Source organism: Caloramator australicus RC3 (assembly GCF_000297115.1).
In the GTDB taxonomy this organism is placed as follows: Bacteria; Bacillota; Clostridia; order Clostridiales; family Caloramatoraceae; genus Caloramator; species Caloramator australicus.
In genome coordinates, this window is record NZ_CAKP01000125.1 from 1 (window position 1) to 16,600 (window position 16,600).

A 16,600-nucleotide genomic window follows, 5' to 3' on the forward strand; every position below is an offset into this window, starting at 1 on the left:
TCTTTCTTGTATTTGTAGTATGTTCTTGAATATTCTATTCCTCCTAGGAGCGTAATAATTACTTTTCTTGTCTTTTCTTTCAACTATCCATTCCTTTTTTCTCTTATCATCTTCTTTAATTCGCTTTATCTAATTCTTCTTAAAAAGTCTTTTATTATATTCCTTCCAAGTTCATCAGTCGATTCTTTAACTACCTCAACAAGTTTTGTAAAATCCCATTCTTTTGACAGCATTTCTTCTACATTTTTTATTAATTTAGTAGTGAAATTTATTAAATGTTGTTGTATAATATCATGTTGTATAATATTATTCAAAAGAGACACCCCCTTATTGATTTGTGTTTTTTCCACTTTTTATTTTACCACAGGGGTTGTCTCTTTTAAATTTTTTGTCCTTTTTCGTCCTACAATAATTTTACACTATGTTTTTGAAATATATTATTATTTAAAATAAAATATAATAATTCAAAAAAATTTTTTATTTATAAAATTATATAAAATTGGCACCTTAATTTAAAGGTGCCAATAAATTATCAATTTTATGCTATATATCCCTTAGATTTTAAAACATTTATTGCCGTTTCTTCATCTTCATCTGCAATTAGTATTATTGGGCCTGTGCATCCCATGCCGCTTTCTGAATAAATTCCATTTGCCCAAAGCTCTTTTACTGCATTTTCAAGTTCTAATATATCAACACCAGCAATTTGAGCTGTAACAACCTTTTTAGGTGGTGCTGTAACTTCCTTAACTTCAGCCGGCTGATTTGACTTGGTAATCTTCGATAAAATTTCTTTAAGTCCTGCTTTGTTTGCCTTTTCAAATTCTTCTTTTGCTATATTTATTATGTTGTTTTGAGCACAAGTTGCACAAAATCTTAACGCTTCACAAACAACTGGTGCACCTGAAGCCCTTGAAATAATGCAAATTAATCTTTCATATCCTTCACCTATTCCTGGCCCATATCCATATCCTAAGGCTTCATAATCTCCACCTGTTGTAAAGGATGAGAATATTTTTACTAAAAGATTACCTGTCAAAGAGTCCATTACCATAACATCCGTTGAACCTGCGAGAAGGTCATTTCCCCTCATTACAACTCCACCATCGGATCTTATGGACTCTGCAAAATTTATATCATAACCATTTTCCTTAAGCTCCTTAAGAGCCTTTTCAACCTGTCTTGCACCATCTACATTTAATATTCCAACTGTTGGATTTTTAATACCACATGCTTTTGCTGTAATTACTCCATATATTGCATTTTTAACCATACCCTCAACTCTATTTGTTGATGAGGTTCCTGTTGTAGTAGAAAGTATCAATTCTCTTCCTCTTCCTGGGGTAATAACTCTACCTACAGTTGAAACACCAATTGGGAAATTATAATGTTGTGTTACACAGCCATGTATTTCTCCTTCATCTAACAGCTCTTCCATTAGCTTGTGTCCTTCTTCATCATTTGCAACTTCATAAACAGTTAAATTAGTTTCAACCTTTGGTCCAATTAAAACCACTTCAAAATCTGAGTATTTTCTTGTTGCAAGTTCAGCAGCTCTAACAAGCTCATCTACCCCATGTTCGCTACCAAATGTAGTTAAACCTATCCTAACTTTTTTGCCAAAAGTTCCACTTTTTATCGCATCGGCTATTTCGTTAAAAACTTCACCGATTAGCCTCTTTACATTTTCGTTAGCCATAGTATCACCTCTTACTTTTGAAGTAGATATGAGGCAAATTCCTTCATAGCTTCTGCCACCATGTTCTTTACTTCTTCCTTTGAAATTGTTGTATCTTCTTGCTTTCCTGGATTCTTTTCAACAACAAAGGATATACCATCAAATAGATTTGTCATTCTTGCAAGGAACAAGCTTCCCTTACCAACAAGCATAAATCTATTCATAGTTCCATTAAGTATCTTTTCAACACCAAAACCAATTATCGGAACTCCTGATGGAACGTGTCCTTGTGTTGGAGCAAAACCAACATAACCGCAGTTCTTTGCAAATTCTGCCATCTTAGCCTTTTCTATTTGACCCTTCATAACAGCAAGAGCTGCAATCATCTTATAGTTAGAAGCTGGAACATCTCCTGCCCCTGCTGTTTCTGTAGCATCTGGGTTTTGCATTTCTGTTGAATATTTATCTATATCAGTAAACTTTAATCCTAATATCTCAAGTGGTTTTGCAACAATTGCTTCCATAACAGCTTGTGGTGTTGCACCAGAGCCTATGTTATGCTTCCCTATCGCATCAGTTCTTATAATTGGATGAACACCATCGTTTTCTGATACTAAAACTGCAAATCCACCTAAAACATCCTCAACAATTGGGAATCCCTTTTTAACATGGTCCTTACCGTTCATACCGAGTTTTGCAGTAGCACCACCGCCTACAACAACGATATTCTTAAATACCCCTGATTGAACTAACCCAGCAGCGTTTACAAGGGCATGAGTTGGCCCTGCACAGAAACCTCTGATATCGCATCCTGTTGCATTCTTAAGACCTACCACTTCACCGATAGCCTTTGCGAAGTTTCCTCCACCTCTTTGATTCATATCACCGCAAGCTTCTTCTGAACATTCTATTATGTAATCTATTTCATCCTTGTTAATTCCTAATTTATCTATTAAATGTAAAACCGCTAAAACTCCTGATGCCTTAACAGCTAAATTTTCTGTAATAACATGTGCTGATAAATTTTTATCAAATTCATGGGCTCTTTTTACGCATCCAACTAATTTACCATTCATGTAAAGTCCTTCTGCTATTCCTGAATCTACCATCCTTTCAATTTCTGGTGCATCAACACCTTCACCAAGTTTTGCTGCATAGTCCTTTAATAACTTATGGGCTTCAAATTTAGCTTTAACTTGATTTGTAAATTCCTTTTCTAATTTTACAAGGTCAAAGGCATCGCTAATTTTAATAAGACCATAAAACTCATCTTGAGGCATAATTTCTCCAAATTTTCCAAATCTAGTAGCCCCTTCTAGTTTATGATTAAACCATGGTCTTGATAATTTTGCCAATTCTTCAGGATCATAATTGCCTATGTATGTCTGTGTTACCGGATATGCAACTACGTCTTCAAATGGTCTTAAATGTTCAACAGCCTTTTTTAAATAATCCGAAGCTGGGTTAATTTCTCTTTCTAATGTTTGAGTTGTTCCATTGTGCATAACCATATCTGGAGTATGCACTAAAATATAACTTGCACCTTTTAATACTGGAAACATAATAACACCTCCATTAAAATTATAGGTCGGGGTTTAGGGATAACCCCTTAAAATCCCGACCCTTAATATTAGTCTTCAAAAACTGTTTGTTCATGAATTTCAGTTTGTAATGCTTTAAGAGCCTTTTCAACAAGCTTTCTTCTTAGTGCCTTTTCCTCTTCATGCGATAAGGATGGATTTCCAAGTGGGTGAGGAATAGCAACTGTTGGAACTATTCTGTTTGCTCCAACTGTCTTTGAAATTGGAACAATTGTGCACATATGAACTACTGGAAGTCCTGCTCTTTCAATTTCTTTTACCATCGTTGCTCCGCAACGTGTGCAGGTACCTCAAGTAGAAGTTAGAATTACAGCCTGAACGCCGTCAGCAATAAGTTGTCTTGCAATTTCCTGACCGAATTTAGCAGCATTCTTAACCGCAGTTCCGTTACCAACTGTTGAGTAATAGTATCTGTGTAACGATCCGATCTTGCCTTCTTTTTCTAAATCTCTAAGAACATCAACAGGTAATACTCTGTCTGCATCTTGATTTGCATATACTGGGTCATATCCACCATGGGCTGTTTCATATGTTTCAGGAGTTAAATCAAAAACTCCTTCAATATCATATTTTCCAAATTTGCTTGCACTTGAACTTTCAATCCTATCTGGATTACCCTTTGGAACTATACCACCTGATGTAACAAGTGCAATCTTTGCTTTAGTTATATCAGCTATAGGTGGATTTGGTGCAACTCTATCAAATACAGGCATCTTAAATTCAGTTTCAAATGGTTCACCCTTAATCTTTTTAATGAGCATATCAACTGCTCTCTTTGAACCTCTCTCCTCAGCGAAATAGTTCTTTCTAATTCCTCTTTCTATATAGCCTTCCTGTGCTGGTGTTCCTATTTCTTCACCCTTTGCAAGCTTTAGGGCAAGAGCAGCCATCTTGGGAACAGCATCCCTCATACCAACAGCACTGTCTTTAGTAGAAATTATATAAAGATCTTTTTTGTATAAGTCAACACCTGGATTTTCTATATACATACCAGTTACAACTGGTATTCCAAGCTCCTCCTTAACAGCCTTTGCGATAGTTGCACAAGCTGTTCCGTATCTTCCAGCGTTAAATGCTGGTCCTGCAATAAATATATCTGGGTTATATTTTTTTACCATTTCAAGTATTTGCTTTAAAGCAGTATCAGTATTTTCTGCAAAATACGAGTCACCACATATAACTGTAGCAACAATCTGAGCTTCTCCTTTAAATGCATTATTTAATGCCATCCCTGGACCTACAAACCCTTCTCTAACTTCTGGGGCTATATGCGCCTTTTCTTCCCCACCAATGTTGGCAAAGAATTGGTTTAGATAATGAACAACTTTAAACATTTAAAATTTTCCCTCCTCTCGGCGGCTTAATCAGTCCTTAAATTGGCTGAACTGCTCCCTTATACTGCTAACTTCTCTGCTTATAGCCTCAACATCAAGAACCATTTCCATCATGCCGCATTGTTCTTCATAAACAGCAGCATCGCACTCTTCTTTTATTACATGTTCGAGGATATGATATACCCTAAGTCCTAATGAAACTCCTGCTAATGGTCCTGCATAAGTTGGGTCACCAGCAGTTACTGTTTCCGCTGAAAGTCCTGCAGATTCAGCTTCAGCAGTTCCTAAAAGAACAACTATATTTTCAGCACCGTATTGTTCAGTTAAATCTTTAACTCTTTGTTGGATCTCCAGATCCATTGCACCTGCAGCCGTTCAAACGAAGCATTCAGTTGATGTAAATACAACTTCCGCTCCTGCACTCTTTGCACATTCTTCTATTGCTGGGCCTGGAATTCCATCTCTATCGCCAATTGCTATAACCTTTCTATCCTTTAAAATCATATAAATACCTCCTTTTGAAATTATTTTTCAATTAGAATGTCTTTGCAGATAAATATCCAAATCCTACTTCTGATGTTGCACCCGTTATAACTTGAATTTCTGCTTCTATTGAACCATCTGGTCTTAATGAACCTGCAAAGCCACCTGCTATAACATCTGCAGCTTCTGGATGTCCTATTACCTTCTTCATTGGAGGTAACACAATAACTTCATTTGCATTACCTGCAGTAACAACTGCATCTCCCTTTGGAGTTGAGTCTGCGAGGGATTGTGATGAACCGTCTCTTCCTGCATACTCATCAGTTACAAGAACAGTCTTTATGCCCTTTTCTTCTATCTTATAGCAGTTCATAACAAGGTCAGCATCCGGATTACCAAATCCTTCTTCTGAAATAATAACTGCATCTGCACCTAAGAACTCAACAAGCTTTGCAGTATAGTTTGATGATCTTTCCTTATCAGCAAGATATACGTTTTCATTTGTTATAACACAACCTAAGAAGTTGATGTCCTTTCCGTGTCTTTCATATAAATCTTCAATAATTGGATGATTCATATGAACATAAGTTGGGTTCTTATCACATGCTGATACGCAGTTACCACTGATTATAGCACCATCAAATACTTCTGTTGGATAAATGAATGTTGGAATAATCTTCTTAGCATCAACACCGTATACATAGGTATCATGCAATAAGCCTTGGCTTTGGAGCATGTAAACATAAATAACCTTTGGAAGATTTGGATATTGTGCTACTTGCTGTAAAAGTGGTAATGTTTCATAAACCTTAACTTCATCAGGTGTTACGTTCCTGCCTGCCTTTCCTAAATAAGTAGCAGCTTTTAATCCAACCATTCTTACGGCTTCTTCATGCTCATGTTGTGGAAGATTATCAACTGGTTCACATATCATTACAACATTATGAGTTTTTGAGAATGGAGTATATTTTGCTCCTTCTCCTGACATATCGATAATACCTTCTTGGAAACCAACAATCTTTCCAGTTGTAACTACAGCAGCTCCCTTTAAAACATGAGTTTTTCCTGAGCCAACTGTATCTACCTTTGAGATAAATCCTGGGAAAATTCCTCCTGGTCCTTCCACTTTAACTCTTGGTTCGATAACATCCTTAACTGGGATTATTCTTGCTTCTTCACCGGGATGAACAATGTCAACGTCGATGGATTTTAATCTTTCATCTCCACCTACTTCCTTTAAAAGTTCCTCCTTGTTGATGAAGAGAATACCATTTTCAACTTTAGTTTCTGGACCAAATTGAACGTCCTTAATATAAATTTTTCCTAATTCGAGGCGCAAAGCCTTCACCTCCTTTAAATTTTGAACACTTACAAGATTCTGAAACTTTATGTCAACCTAGCCTTAGGCTAGGTTGTAAGCCTACTTATAAAATCTTTTAATCATTTCTTCTATATCTGCTGCTGAATGAATCTTATCTGGAGTTAAAACCTCTGCCTTTTCTCCATTTACATACATAATCATTGTTGGAAGACCTAAAACCTTTTGAGCAATAGCAAGTCTTCTATTTTCACTTGTATTTAAGCTGCAGAATTTGATCTTATCTCCATACATCTCTTCGAATTTATGAACATCTGGCATAAGTTGCTTACACTTTTCACATTTATCTCCCCAGAAATCAACAAATACCGGCTTTTCAGTATAATTTAAAACCTCAGCTTCAAAATTATCCTTATTTACTTCTAACATTACTATCCCTCCTATTTGTTAAATTTTTCATTAATATATTCTTCTGCAGCAACAGCAGCAATAGCACCGTCAGCAGCTGCAGTAATAACCTGTCTTAACATCTTCACCCTAACGTCACCGGCAGCGAATACACCTTCTACATTGGTTCTCATTTCTTCATCAGTTGGAATGTATCCCTTTTCATCAAGGGCTATCTTTCCTTCGAAAACCTTAGTTATTGGATCTAGACCAACAAATACAAATACACCATTTACAGGAACCTCTGAAACCTCACCAGTTTGAAGATTTTTAACAACTAAACCTTCAAGTATTTCATCGCCTTTAGCTTCTTCAACAACACTATTTAATATAAACTTAATCTTTGGATGGTTCATAGCCTTTTCAACTAAGTATTTAGCTGCTCTAAATGTATCTCTTCTATGTATAATTGTTACGCTTTCAGCAAACTTTGTTAAATATAAAGCTTCTGTTATAGCTGAATCACCACCACCAATAACTGCAACGTCTAATCCTTCAAAGAAATCTGCATCACATGTTGCACAGTAGGATACTCCTCTTCCTCTTAATTCAATTTCCCCCTTAAATCCTGCAAGTCTTGGAGCTGCACCTGTTGCAATAATTACAGTTTTACCGTGATATTCCCCTTCTTTTCCCTTAACTACTTTAATATTTCCTGAAAAATCTACATCTACAACTTCATCATAAACAAATTTTGTTCCAAATTCCTCTGCTTGATGTTTCATTCTTTCTGTTAAAGCTGGGCCTGTGCAATTTTCAATTGATCCTGGATAATTTTCAAGTTCTGCAGTTGTAGCAGCTTGACCTCCAAATACACCCTTTTCGATAATCAATACATCAAGTTTTGATCTTGACCCATAAAGACCTGCTGCAAGTCCAGCTGGTCCTCCTCCAATTATAACTATGTCATAAACATGATTTGACATTTTACCACCCCTTATCTGTTTAATGCATTATATATTAAATCAAAATCGATAACCTTAAAATCATAAAGAACATTTTCCGGCCATTCCCTTGGCGGTTTATTCTTTATTAAATTTTCTGCTGTTTCTATACTTTTCTCTATATACATTAACGAGTCAACATCTAACTCATCCGATTTTTTTAAACTTAAAGCTACACTTTTATAGGGTGTCTGATTAGGCTTTATACTACCCATTAGAGGATGGGTTAATAATTTATGATGTTTATGAATATAGTCCCTAACTTTATATAAAACATCTAAAAGCTTACCATCTACAAATTCTACTTGATGTTTGTCCTTAAATTTTTCTAAAGCCATATCATTATTCGTTACTATTATTACCTTTTCCATTTAAAATTACACCTCATAAAGTTAAAAACTTTAAATATTAAATAAAAAGAGGATGCAATGTTTGCCATTACATCCTCTGCTTGCCCAGAGTTCTGTCAGCAAATAGTTCTTTTGCCTGAGAGTATCATTAGGTTCGGCTAACCTAACTTACCCCTTCGGCGCCCATCAGGGTCTCTCCTACTTGCTTCATCCAGACATTATTTAACTTTCAATTATATTATATTACATATTAACATAAATTGCTATTGTTTTTTTCAATATTATTAATAAATTTAAATAATTTCCTGCAAATTTTTGTAAATATTACAAGAAAAATTACTATTTACTGAAAAAGCATATTCCAACAACACCCGGTCCTGAGTAAGTAGCTATAACAGTCCCTGCTATAAAATTAAGTATCTTTTCAATATTGTATCTTTCTTTTACCATCGTTCCTAATTGTTCTCTTTCTTCAAAATATGAAACCGTTCCAACAGCTATAGGCTTAGAAGTATCAACATCCATTTCTTCTAAATATTCTGTAAGTCTTTCTATAGCCCTCTTTAGTCCCCTAACTTTATCATATACATATAATTTACCATCCTCCATATGGATTATAGGTTTAATATTTAATATTTTTGCAATTGTTGCCTGAGCACCAGATAATCTCCCACCTTTTTTAATATATTCAAGATCATCAACAGCAAAGGCTACTCTTACTTTTTTGCTATATTCCTTCAAAGTATCCACAACTTCTTTTATAGCTTTGCCTTGTTTTAATAATTCAATAGCTAAAAGAACTAAAAGTCCTGTTCCAAAACTTACAACCTTTGAATCGATAATGTGAATCTTATCCGTATTTAACATTTCTTTTGCTATATTTGCTGATTGAAAAGTTCCACTAACACCAGAGGACAAATGAATTGAAATGATTTCTTTTCCTTCATCAATTAATTTTTTATATACATCGTAAAATTCCTTTGGGTTAACTTGGGATGTTTTAGGCAATTCATCAGATTCATCTAAAAAGCTTATTAACTCATCGATGGATAAATCCACTCCATCTTTATAAGACATACCTTTGTAAGTTACAGTTAAAGGGGCAACTACAACTCCATGTTTTTCAATTATATCCTTAGAAAGGTCTGCTGTGCTATCTGTTACAATTACTATATTTTCCATAGAAACCTCCTTGTTTATTTCATATTTGGAAAGCCAATTTGCCTTAACGCTTCGAACATGATAATAGCTGCTGAATTTGACAAGTTCAAGGATCTATCGGTAGTCTCAACCATTGGGATCCTTATAAGGTTTTCCTTTAAAAGATCCCTTATGTAATCAGGAACACCTGAGGATTCCCTTCCAAAAATAATAAAATCTCCTACATTATATTGAACATCAGTATATAATTTTTTCCCTCGGGTTGTCGATAAAAACATTCTTTTACCTTTATGTTTTTCATAGAATTCTTCAAAACTTTCATAATAATGCACATCTAAATCTTTCCAATAATCCATTCCGGCTCTTTTTAAGTATTTATCTGTAAGCAGAAATCCTAATGGTTTTATTAAATGAAGTGAAGAATTTGTTAAAACACAAGTTCTTCCAATATTGCCTGTATTCTGAGGAATCTCAGGCTGATATAAAACTATATTTAAATTCAATATTATCCCTCCTGAATTCTTTTAATCTTATTTTAACAATCATTTAAAATTTATTCAAGCAGAGTTATCATAAATAAAAGGCATCCATAGCGGATGCCAAATAATTATTTAATAATATGCTTTTCATTCCAAATTTCCTCTGCAACCCTTGCCCATTCATTTGCATAATACATTAGCTTTTCCGATAACTCATCTACTGTTTCATCATCGTTTAATTGTGTTGAATATGCATTAGTTTCATGAACCATTTCCTTTAAGGCTTCTGGATTATCAATTAACGGACAGGGCCTTAATTGATTTTCATTAAATGGCTGTCTCTTTCTATATGCCTTAAATAAAGGAGATTGTAACACTTCCAAAAGTGAGTGTTCTTTTATATTCATATTTGAATAATGGATAAAAGCACACGGTTCACAATCTCCATTTGCATTGATATGGAAATACCTTCTTCCACCTGCTATACACCCTCGTGAAAATTCGCCGTCATTCCAAAAATCCAGAACAAAAATAGGATCCTTTGCTCTTATTTCATTAATTCTTTTATACATATATTTTCTTTGCTCAGGAGTTGCCATAAAGTTAACATCACTGTCTTTTCCAACAGGGACATAAGTAAAATACCAGCCGAATCTACAACCCTTTTCAATCATAAGATCTATATATTCTTGTGATGCAACAGCTTCCGTATTGTATCTGTGATAAGTAGTAGAGAAGCCAAAAACACAACCTGCTTCTTTTAATATATCCATTGCCTTCATAACTGCTTTAAAAGTTCCCTTTCCACGTCTCATATCAGTTTCTTCTTCAAAACCCTCTATACTAAAGGCTACTGCAAAGTTTCCTACCCTTTGCATTTCCTTAGCAAATTCTTCATCTATTAATGTTCCATTTGTAAAGGATAAAAATGCACAATCATCGTGCTTTTCACATAATTTTATTATATCATTCTTTCTAATTAAAGGTTCTCCACCTGAGAAAATATACATATAGATTCCAAGCTGTTTTCCTTCAGTTACAATTCTATCAAGAGTTTCAAAGTCTAAGTTCCATGTTTTATACATTCCAGCCCAGCATCCTATACAATTAAGATTACATGCTGACGTTGGATCCATCAAAATAGCCCATGGAATGTTACAATCATATTTCTTCTCATTTTCAAGCTGCATAGGAATGCCAAAGAAAGTTGCATTTAAAAAGTAATTTATACCGATTTTTTCTCTAACATTAGGATGCGTCTCTGTTAAGAGCTTGTAAGTATACTTATACCAATTGCTATCTTTGTCATCAAGATATTTTTTTATGGATGCTATATATTTTTTATCCTGTTCCCTTATTACTATCTTTTCTGCCCAATTGATTAGCTTAGGAAGATTCTTCTCAGGTTCTTTCAAAACATACTTTACAACTTCCTTTATTGCTGCCTCTCCTAATCTTGTCTTAGCCAAATTCATTGTAAAACCCCCTTTTCCCTTACTATTAAATACTTATTACAAATGATTAAAAAAAATTCCATATTTAATTATACACCTATTTGTTAAAATTGTATTTTTTTAGCAGTTAAATTAACATAAAAAATAGCACAACTAATTGTGCTATTTTAAAAATCTACTAATTATCTTATTTCTATGGATTTTTACTGCCTTCTGAGGGCATAACTCATGGCAACAAAAACATCTTATACAGGTTTTATAATCAACATGTGGTTTGTTATTCACCATTTTAATGGCCTTTGGTGGGCACACATCATGGCATCTGTTGCATCCTATACAAACATCATATTGAAAAACTGGTCTTGGTGAAAGATAATAGGTTAAGAATTCCTCAACTCTTTTAGGAACTCTTCCTCTAAAAAAGTTAACGCTTTTTGTATTTGGGAGCTTATATTTTAATATAAAATTATTTATATTTTCACCTTCAAATTCTATGTCATCTATCCTCCCTGTGCATAAATTCCTTTCAATAGCCCTTTGAACTGTCGGAACATCTTCAGGATTTATTCCCATAACATAAGAACCAGCAACATCTAAATAATATGGATTAAAGGATGCCAATATAAGACCAGTTTTTTTAGGCACTCCTGCAGTTGGTCCATCCCCCTCCATTCCAACAATACCATCGATTATAGAAAAATGAGGCTTTACTGTCTCACAAATATCTACAAGCAAATTTGAAAAGTCTTTTATATCTGGCATTTTTAAATGATATTCTGCTTTATAAATTCCGGGTATCATCCCAAATAAAACTTTTACAGCACCTGTATATAATGCCATCCCATGAGTTTTTAACTTCGAAATGGTTATAATTTTATCGCATTCAAAGGGTGGTTTAATCATGTTTAATTTTTTTATCATACAATTTTCAGGAGTTAAAAAAATCTTCTGTTCGGCAGTCATAATTTAATTTTGAACCGGAATTTTTAGCTGCCTCTTCAATGCCACAAACTTTATAAAGGGATTTCAAAACCTTTTCGTTATATGGTCCTCCTGGACTATCCCCGATTATAACATCGCAGCCATAATCCACTAATTTTTTTGCCACAGCTTCAACTACCATAGGATGGGTTGTTGCGGCATCATCTGGATGTTTTTTCATAACAAGATTAATCTTTAAAAAAACTTTATCATTTTTATTTACAACTTTGCCTATCCCACCAGCCATATCAAAAATTTTATCAATTGCACTATAAACCTCTTCTCTATTATAATTTTCACACTTTGATAAAAATACCTTTTCCATAATGACCCCCTTATAATATATAATTTTCAATAAATTTTGCTATACCATCATTGTCATTAGAATCTATTATCAAATCTGCAATATTCTTTAATTCTTCGGTTGCATTACCCATAGCAATCCCAAGCCCTGCGTATTCTACCATTGATATATCGTTTTCATTATCACCAATACAGATTACTTCATCGCTTTTTAAATTATAATAATCAGCTAGTATTTTAACAGCATTACCCTTTGATGTGTTCTCCGCCATAATTTCAAAATTATTATCAAAAGAAGAAAAAACAGAAACATCCATGTTGTTTTTTATATGTTCTTTAAGTTTAAAAAGTTTATCCAATTCATCTGACATAACAACGATTTTAAGAATGTCATTTTCTTGGATTACATCATATAAATCTTTAACTATTTCAACTTTAACCCTTTCATTCTCCGGAATTTGCTGATTCCATAAGGTATAATTTTTTGATGAATAAATTAATTTTGTAGAGTAAATGGTATCTTCAGTAAAGACATGAGGAATAAATCCTTCATTTTCTGCAAGCTTAATTATTTCCTTTGCCTTTTCCTTTTGTAAGCATTTTTTATATATAATTCTATCTTCATCCTTTTCTCTAATATAGGCACCATTTGAAGCAATAATAGGAGCTTTAGTCCCAATTAGCTTTGCATAAAATAAAGCCGAAGTAAAAATTCTTCCTGTGCATACTACAAGCTTAATACCTTTTTGGTCAGCCTTTTTTAAAGCCATCTTAGTGCGTTCTGTTATCTCCTTATTACTATTTAACAATGTCCCATCCATATCCATTGCAATCATCTTATATCTCATTTTATTGCCTCCTCAGTCAATATATTCCACCTCGAATCTTTTAATGAATCTATCTAATATTTTAACAAATTTATTTGAAAATAATATGCTAAATATTATGTTGCCAATAGCATGCATAGAATCAAATACTAAGCTGCTTGCTACACCAAGTAAAACCGCATTAATGGTTAATGGGCGAATAAACCCCACAACAAACCACATATCCAATATTATTCCATAAATAAACCCCCACAAGCCACAAAAAATCGTAAATATTACTATGTTGTAGTTACTTATAAGTTTTCTTAAAACTCCAAAAAATACTCCGCACAACCCCCATCCAAGCATTTGCCATAAAGTCCATGGACCATGCCCTAAAAAAAAGTTTGATATAAAAGCAGATAATACACCTACAATAAATCCCTCAACGGAACCTAAAGTATAGCCCGACACTGCCACAATAAAAGTAGTAGGTTGAACATTAGGAACACCCGCAAAGGGAATTCTAAAAACCCCTCCCATTGCAGCCATAGTTGATATTACTGCCAATTTTTTTGAATCTATGCCCTTAAATTCAAACAATAAGAAAAAGTAAATAATAATTAAAACAGCCGATATTGTTATCGTAGAATTTAAACCGATATTAAAATAAGTCAAAATTAAAATTAGAGCTATAAAAATAACAAAAAATAGTCCATTTATTAACTTTTTCATATTATCACCATCAATAATTAGTTATCCTTTTTAGTATTTCTATGCCTTCCTTTGAATTAACGACTTTTATTTTATCTTTAAAAATTCTTGAAATCTGTGGAGAATAATATATAGCATCATAAAGTATATCTAAGGTTTTCCCATGAGCAACAATTTCACCTTGGTGCATTATCATAGTTGAATCGCAAAAATCACCAACAAAATCGCTGTCATGGGTTATTATTATAACTGATTTACCTAAAGAGGCATATTCCTTTATAAAATTTCCTATTTCTATTTTATGATAAATATCTATTCCTCTGGTTGGTTCATCTAAGATTAAAATATCCGGTTTTGTTACAACAGTGCATGCTATAGCAAGCCTTTGCTTCTGCCCTCCGCTTAAATCCCGAGGATTTTTATCCATTATTCCATATAAGTCAAATTTTTTCAATAATTCTATTAATTTTTCTCTGTCAAAGTCACCAATATTTCTTAAACTATAAGAAACTTCATCAAACACTGTATCTCTGCCAAAATAAAGTGTTGGATTTTGGGCCAAGTATCCGATGCTTTTTACTCTTTCAACATCATTTAATCTTTCTATTTCCTTACCATTTAAAATGATTTTACCTTTAAATTTCTTTATTAACCCCACTAATATTTTTGATAAAGTTGTTTTCCCTGCTCCATTATGCCCCATTATACCTAATACTTCGCCTTTATGTAAATTAAAATTTATATTTTTTAGGATAGGTCTATTTGGACTATACTCAAAATATAAATCCTCTACCTTTAAAATTTCATCTTTAAAACTTTTTATATTACTGTCTCTTTTATTAGGGACATTTTTATTAGCTATTATTTTTTTGGCTTCTTTTATATTTAACGGAACAGCTTTAAAACCAGCTTCTTTAAAAATAATCGATACTTTAGGTAAGAAATTAATTTTATCTATATAAATATTAATTTCATCTTTACCAATCTCATTAGTTATTCTTCCATTTTGCATAATCAATATTTTGTCAGCCATATCAAAGCTTTTATCCAGCCTTTGTTCAACTAAAATTATTGTCTTCCCCATATCCTTATTTAATTTGTTTATAGCATTTAAAATTTCGTCAGCAGAAATTGGATCAAGTTGAGATGTTGGTTCGTCTAATAAAATCACCTCTGGATCCATGGCTACTACTGAAGCTATTTCTACCTTTTGCCTTTCCCCACCTGAAATATTATTTATTGATTTTTCCTTTATAAAGTCCAAATTAAATAGGTTACTAACCTCTGCTATATTTTTTTTCATGCGTGTTATATCCATATTCAAATTTTCCATTCCAAAAGCTATTTCTCTTTCTATCGTGTTATAAACGCTTTGTTTCTCTGGATCTTGAAAAATGAATCCAACAGTTTTAAACAGTTCTTTTTTTGATATATCTTTTATATTCTTGTTTTTTACAAGGACTTCCCCCTTAATCTTTCCCCCATAAAAATTTGGAATAAGCCCATTTATTGCTCTTAATATCGTTGACTTACCACATCCTGAAGGCCCTACAATCAATACAAAATCCCCTTCATTTATAGTCAAATTTATATTTTCAAGGGCCGGTCTTGAAGTTTCGGGATAATAATAAGTAAGATCCTTAATTTTTATCATTTCCATTAATCCACCACCAATTTACAAATACTATTGAATAAAAAACAAATAAAATTATTATTTCATATACTGTAATTTTTTTTAAAGGACTATCGATTTTGGGAAAAAATTTAAAAGAATTTAAACCTAATATTAACTGCCCTATTAAGAATGCAATTGAAATAGTGCACATTAAAATTATAACATAATCTCTAAAATTGAAATTTTGATTTTTAAAACTACTTCTTTTTGTTGAACCATATCCTCTTGAATACATCGCCTCTGCCAATTCTATCGAGTCCTCAAGGGAAGATAAAAACAAAATATTTACTACTTCACCATATGATTTTATTCGTTTATAAAGATTTCCTTTAAATGTATTTCCCCGAATAAACTCAATTTCTTTAATATTATTTATTTGCTTTATTAAACTAAAGCTCAGTCTATACACTAGGCTCATGACCAGTGAAGATTTACCAAATATTTTTGATATGATACTAAAGGCATCATCTGGATTTATTATTAAATTTCCAAAAGCAAATGTCATCATTATTGCAATAAGTCTTGATGCCATAAACAAGGAATAATAAAAAGATTCTAAAGTTATGTAAAAGTCCCCGATAATAAATATCTGTGTCTCTCCATTCTTGTTTATCAATAAATTAAAAATAATAATTATAAGTGCAATAAAAACTGAAAACCTAAAAAAAGCAAAAACTTCTTTATGTATCTTGTTAACTTTAGCAAGTAAGATTAGTGAAATTAAAATAATCGCCAAAATTAAAATATTATTTATCATAAGAAATGCTATAATATAAGTCAAAATTAAAATTATATTTGTTAATGTATTAAATCTTTGTATAAATTTATCCCTTGAAAAGTTCAGCATAGTTATCACCTTTTATAATAAGATG

At 32.9% G+C, this 16,600-nt stretch carries 18 protein-coding genes and 1 riboswitch; all 18 genes read right to left on the reverse strand.

Going from position 1 to position 16,600, the window contains the following annotated elements:
• Positions 1-125: 125 nt before the first annotated feature.
• Positions 126-314, reverse strand: a complete 189-nt coding sequence (locus CAAU_RS14025; RefSeq protein ID WP_008909688.1) for a hypothetical protein — start codon at positions 312-314, stop codon at positions 126-128.
• A gap of 224 nt (positions 315-538) precedes the next feature.
• On the reverse strand, positions 539-1,699 hold the full coding sequence (grdD, locus tag CAAU_RS11915) for a glycine/sarcosine/betaine reductase complex component C subunit alpha (protein WP_008909689.1): 1,161 nt from the start codon (positions 1,697-1,699) through the stop codon (positions 539-541).
• Positions 1,700-1,710: 11 nt separating this feature from the next.
• On the reverse strand, positions 1,711-3,243 hold the full coding sequence (grdC, locus tag CAAU_RS11920; protein ID WP_040306635.1) for a glycine/sarcosine/betaine reductase complex component C subunit beta: 1,533 nt from the start codon (positions 3,241-3,243) through the stop codon (positions 1,711-1,713).
• 65 nt (positions 3,244-3,308) lie between these two features.
• Positions 3,309-4,613: a glycine reductase complex selenoprotein B gene (gene grdB, locus CAAU_RS11930; protein ID WP_083852890.1), complete on the reverse strand. Its 1,305-nt coding sequence runs from the start codon at positions 4,611-4,613 to the stop codon at positions 3,309-3,311.
• Positions 4,614-4,643: 30 nt separating this feature from the next.
• Positions 4,644-5,117 (reverse strand): glycine/sarcosine/betaine reductase complex selenoprotein A, encoded by a 474-nt coding sequence (gene grdA / locus CAAU_RS11935; RefSeq protein WP_083852891.1) that lies wholly within the window; start codon positions 5,115-5,117, stop codon positions 4,644-4,646.
• A 31-nt stretch (positions 5,118-5,148) separates the two neighbouring features.
• Positions 5,149-6,435, reverse strand: coding sequence for a glycine/sarcosine/betaine reductase component B subunit (locus tag CAAU_RS11945; RefSeq protein WP_008909694.1), 1,287 nt, complete (start codon positions 6,433-6,435; stop codon positions 5,149-5,151).
• Positions 6,436-6,516: 81 nt separating this feature from the next.
• Entirely contained in the window at positions 6,517-6,843 is a 327-nt protein-coding gene (gene trxA / locus CAAU_RS11950; RefSeq protein ID WP_008909695.1) for a thioredoxin TrxA, read from the reverse strand.
• Between the two features lie 11 nt (positions 6,844-6,854).
• Positions 6,855-7,787, reverse strand: a complete 933-nt coding sequence (trxB, locus tag CAAU_RS11955) for a thioredoxin-disulfide reductase (RefSeq protein WP_008909696.1) — start codon at positions 7,785-7,787, stop codon at positions 6,855-6,857.
• Positions 7,788-7,798: 11 nt separating this feature from the next.
• Entirely contained in the window at positions 7,799-8,176 is a 378-nt protein-coding gene (locus CAAU_RS11960; protein ID WP_008909697.1) for a GrdX family protein, read from the reverse strand.
• A gap of 93 nt (positions 8,177-8,269) precedes the next feature.
• Positions 8,270-8,366, reverse strand: a riboswitch (glycine riboswitch).
• Positions 8,367-8,494: 128 nt separating this feature from the next.
• On the reverse strand, positions 8,495-9,337 hold the full coding sequence (locus CAAU_RS11965) for a DegV family protein (protein WP_008909698.1): 843 nt from the start codon (positions 9,335-9,337) through the stop codon (positions 8,495-8,497).
• Positions 9,338-9,351: 14 nt separating this feature from the next.
• Positions 9,352-9,819 carry a tRNA (uridine(34)/cytosine(34)/5-carboxymethylaminomethyluridine(34)-2'-O)-methyltransferase TrmL gene (gene trmL, locus CAAU_RS11970; protein ID WP_008909699.1) on the reverse strand — a complete coding sequence of 156 codons (468 nt, stop codon included), beginning with the start codon at positions 9,817-9,819 and terminating at the stop codon, positions 9,352-9,354.
• A 104-nt stretch (positions 9,820-9,923) separates the two neighbouring features.
• Positions 9,924-11,270, reverse strand: a complete 1,347-nt coding sequence (locus tag CAAU_RS11975) for a radical SAM/SPASM domain-containing protein (protein ID WP_008909700.1) — start codon at positions 11,268-11,270, stop codon at positions 9,924-9,926.
• 141 nt (positions 11,271-11,411) lie between these two features.
• Entirely contained in the window at positions 11,412-12,212 is an 801-nt protein-coding gene (locus CAAU_RS15450; RefSeq protein WP_008909701.1) for a DUF362 domain-containing protein, read from the reverse strand.
• A complete protein-coding gene (locus CAAU_RS15455; RefSeq protein ID WP_008909702.1) occupies positions 12,178-12,555 on the reverse strand; it encodes a DUF362 domain-containing protein in 378 nt (125 codons plus the stop codon). The genes CAAU_RS15450 and CAAU_RS15455 overlap by 35 nt, the downstream gene beginning before the upstream one ends.
• A gap of 10 nt (positions 12,556-12,565) precedes the next feature.
• On the reverse strand, positions 12,566-13,381 hold the full coding sequence (locus CAAU_RS11985) for a Cof-type HAD-IIB family hydrolase (protein ID WP_008909703.1): 816 nt from the start codon (positions 13,379-13,381) through the stop codon (positions 12,566-12,568).
• Positions 13,382-13,393: 12 nt separating this feature from the next.
• Positions 13,394-14,074, reverse strand: coding sequence for an ECF transporter S component (locus CAAU_RS11990; RefSeq protein ID WP_008909704.1), 681 nt, complete (start codon positions 14,072-14,074; stop codon positions 13,394-13,396).
• Positions 14,075-14,084: 10 nt separating this feature from the next.
• The gene (locus tag CAAU_RS11995) at positions 14,085-15,713 is read right to left on the reverse strand and encodes an ABC transporter ATP-binding protein (RefSeq protein WP_040306642.1); all 1,629 of its coding nucleotides are present in this window, start codon (positions 15,711-15,713) and stop codon (positions 14,085-14,087) included.
• Complete coding sequence (locus CAAU_RS12000) at positions 15,694-16,575, reverse strand: energy-coupling factor transporter transmembrane component T (RefSeq protein ID WP_008909706.1); 882 nt, start codon at positions 16,573-16,575, stop codon at positions 15,694-15,696. Before CAAU_RS12000 ends, CAAU_RS11995 begins: the two co-directional genes overlap by 20 nt.
• Positions 16,576-16,600: the final 25 nt, after the last annotated feature.

Bases quoted from the DNA above. Each gene is read 5' to 3' on its own strand.
- CAAU_RS11985 (WP_008909703.1), bottom strand. From the start codon at position 13,381: ATGAGATATAAGATGATTGCAATGGATATGGATGGGACATTGTTAAAT.
- grdD (WP_008909689.1), bottom strand. From the start codon at position 1,699: ATGGCTAACGAAAATGTAAAGAGGCTAATCGGTGAAGTTTTTAACGAA.
- CAAU_RS15450 (WP_008909701.1), bottom strand. From the start codon at position 12,212: ATGACTGCCGAACAGAAGATTTTTTTAACTCCTGAAAATTGTATGATA.
- CAAU_RS11975 (WP_008909700.1), bottom strand. From the start codon at position 11,270: ATGAATTTGGCTAAGACAAGATTAGGAGAGGCAGCAATAAAGGAAGTT.
- CAAU_RS11960 (WP_008909697.1), bottom strand. From the start codon at position 8,176: ATGGAAAAGGTAATAATAGTAACGAATAATGATATGGCTTTAGAAAAA.
- CAAU_RS11965 (WP_008909698.1), bottom strand. From the start codon at position 9,337: ATGGAAAATATAGTAATTGTAACAGATAGCACAGCAGACCTTTCTAAG.
- CAAU_RS11990 (WP_008909704.1), bottom strand. From the start codon at position 14,074: ATGAAAAAGTTAATAAATGGACTATTTTTTGTTATTTTTATAGCTCTA.
- CAAU_RS11995 (WP_040306642.1), bottom strand. From the start codon at position 15,713: ATGGAAATGATAAAAATTAAGGATCTTACTTATTATTATCCCGAAACT.
- trxA (WP_008909695.1), bottom strand. From the start codon at position 6,843: ATGTTAGAAGTAAATAAGGATAATTTTGAAGCTGAGGTTTTAAATTAT.
- CAAU_RS12000 (WP_008909706.1), bottom strand. From the start codon at position 16,575: ATGCTGAACTTTTCAAGGGATAAATTTATACAAAGATTTAATACATTA.
- CAAU_RS15455 (WP_008909702.1), bottom strand. From the start codon at position 12,555: ATGGAAAAGGTATTTTTATCAAAGTGTGAAAATTATAATAGAGAAGAG.
- trxB (WP_008909696.1), bottom strand. From the start codon at position 7,787: ATGTCAAATCATGTTTATGACATAGTTATAATTGGAGGAGGACCAGCT.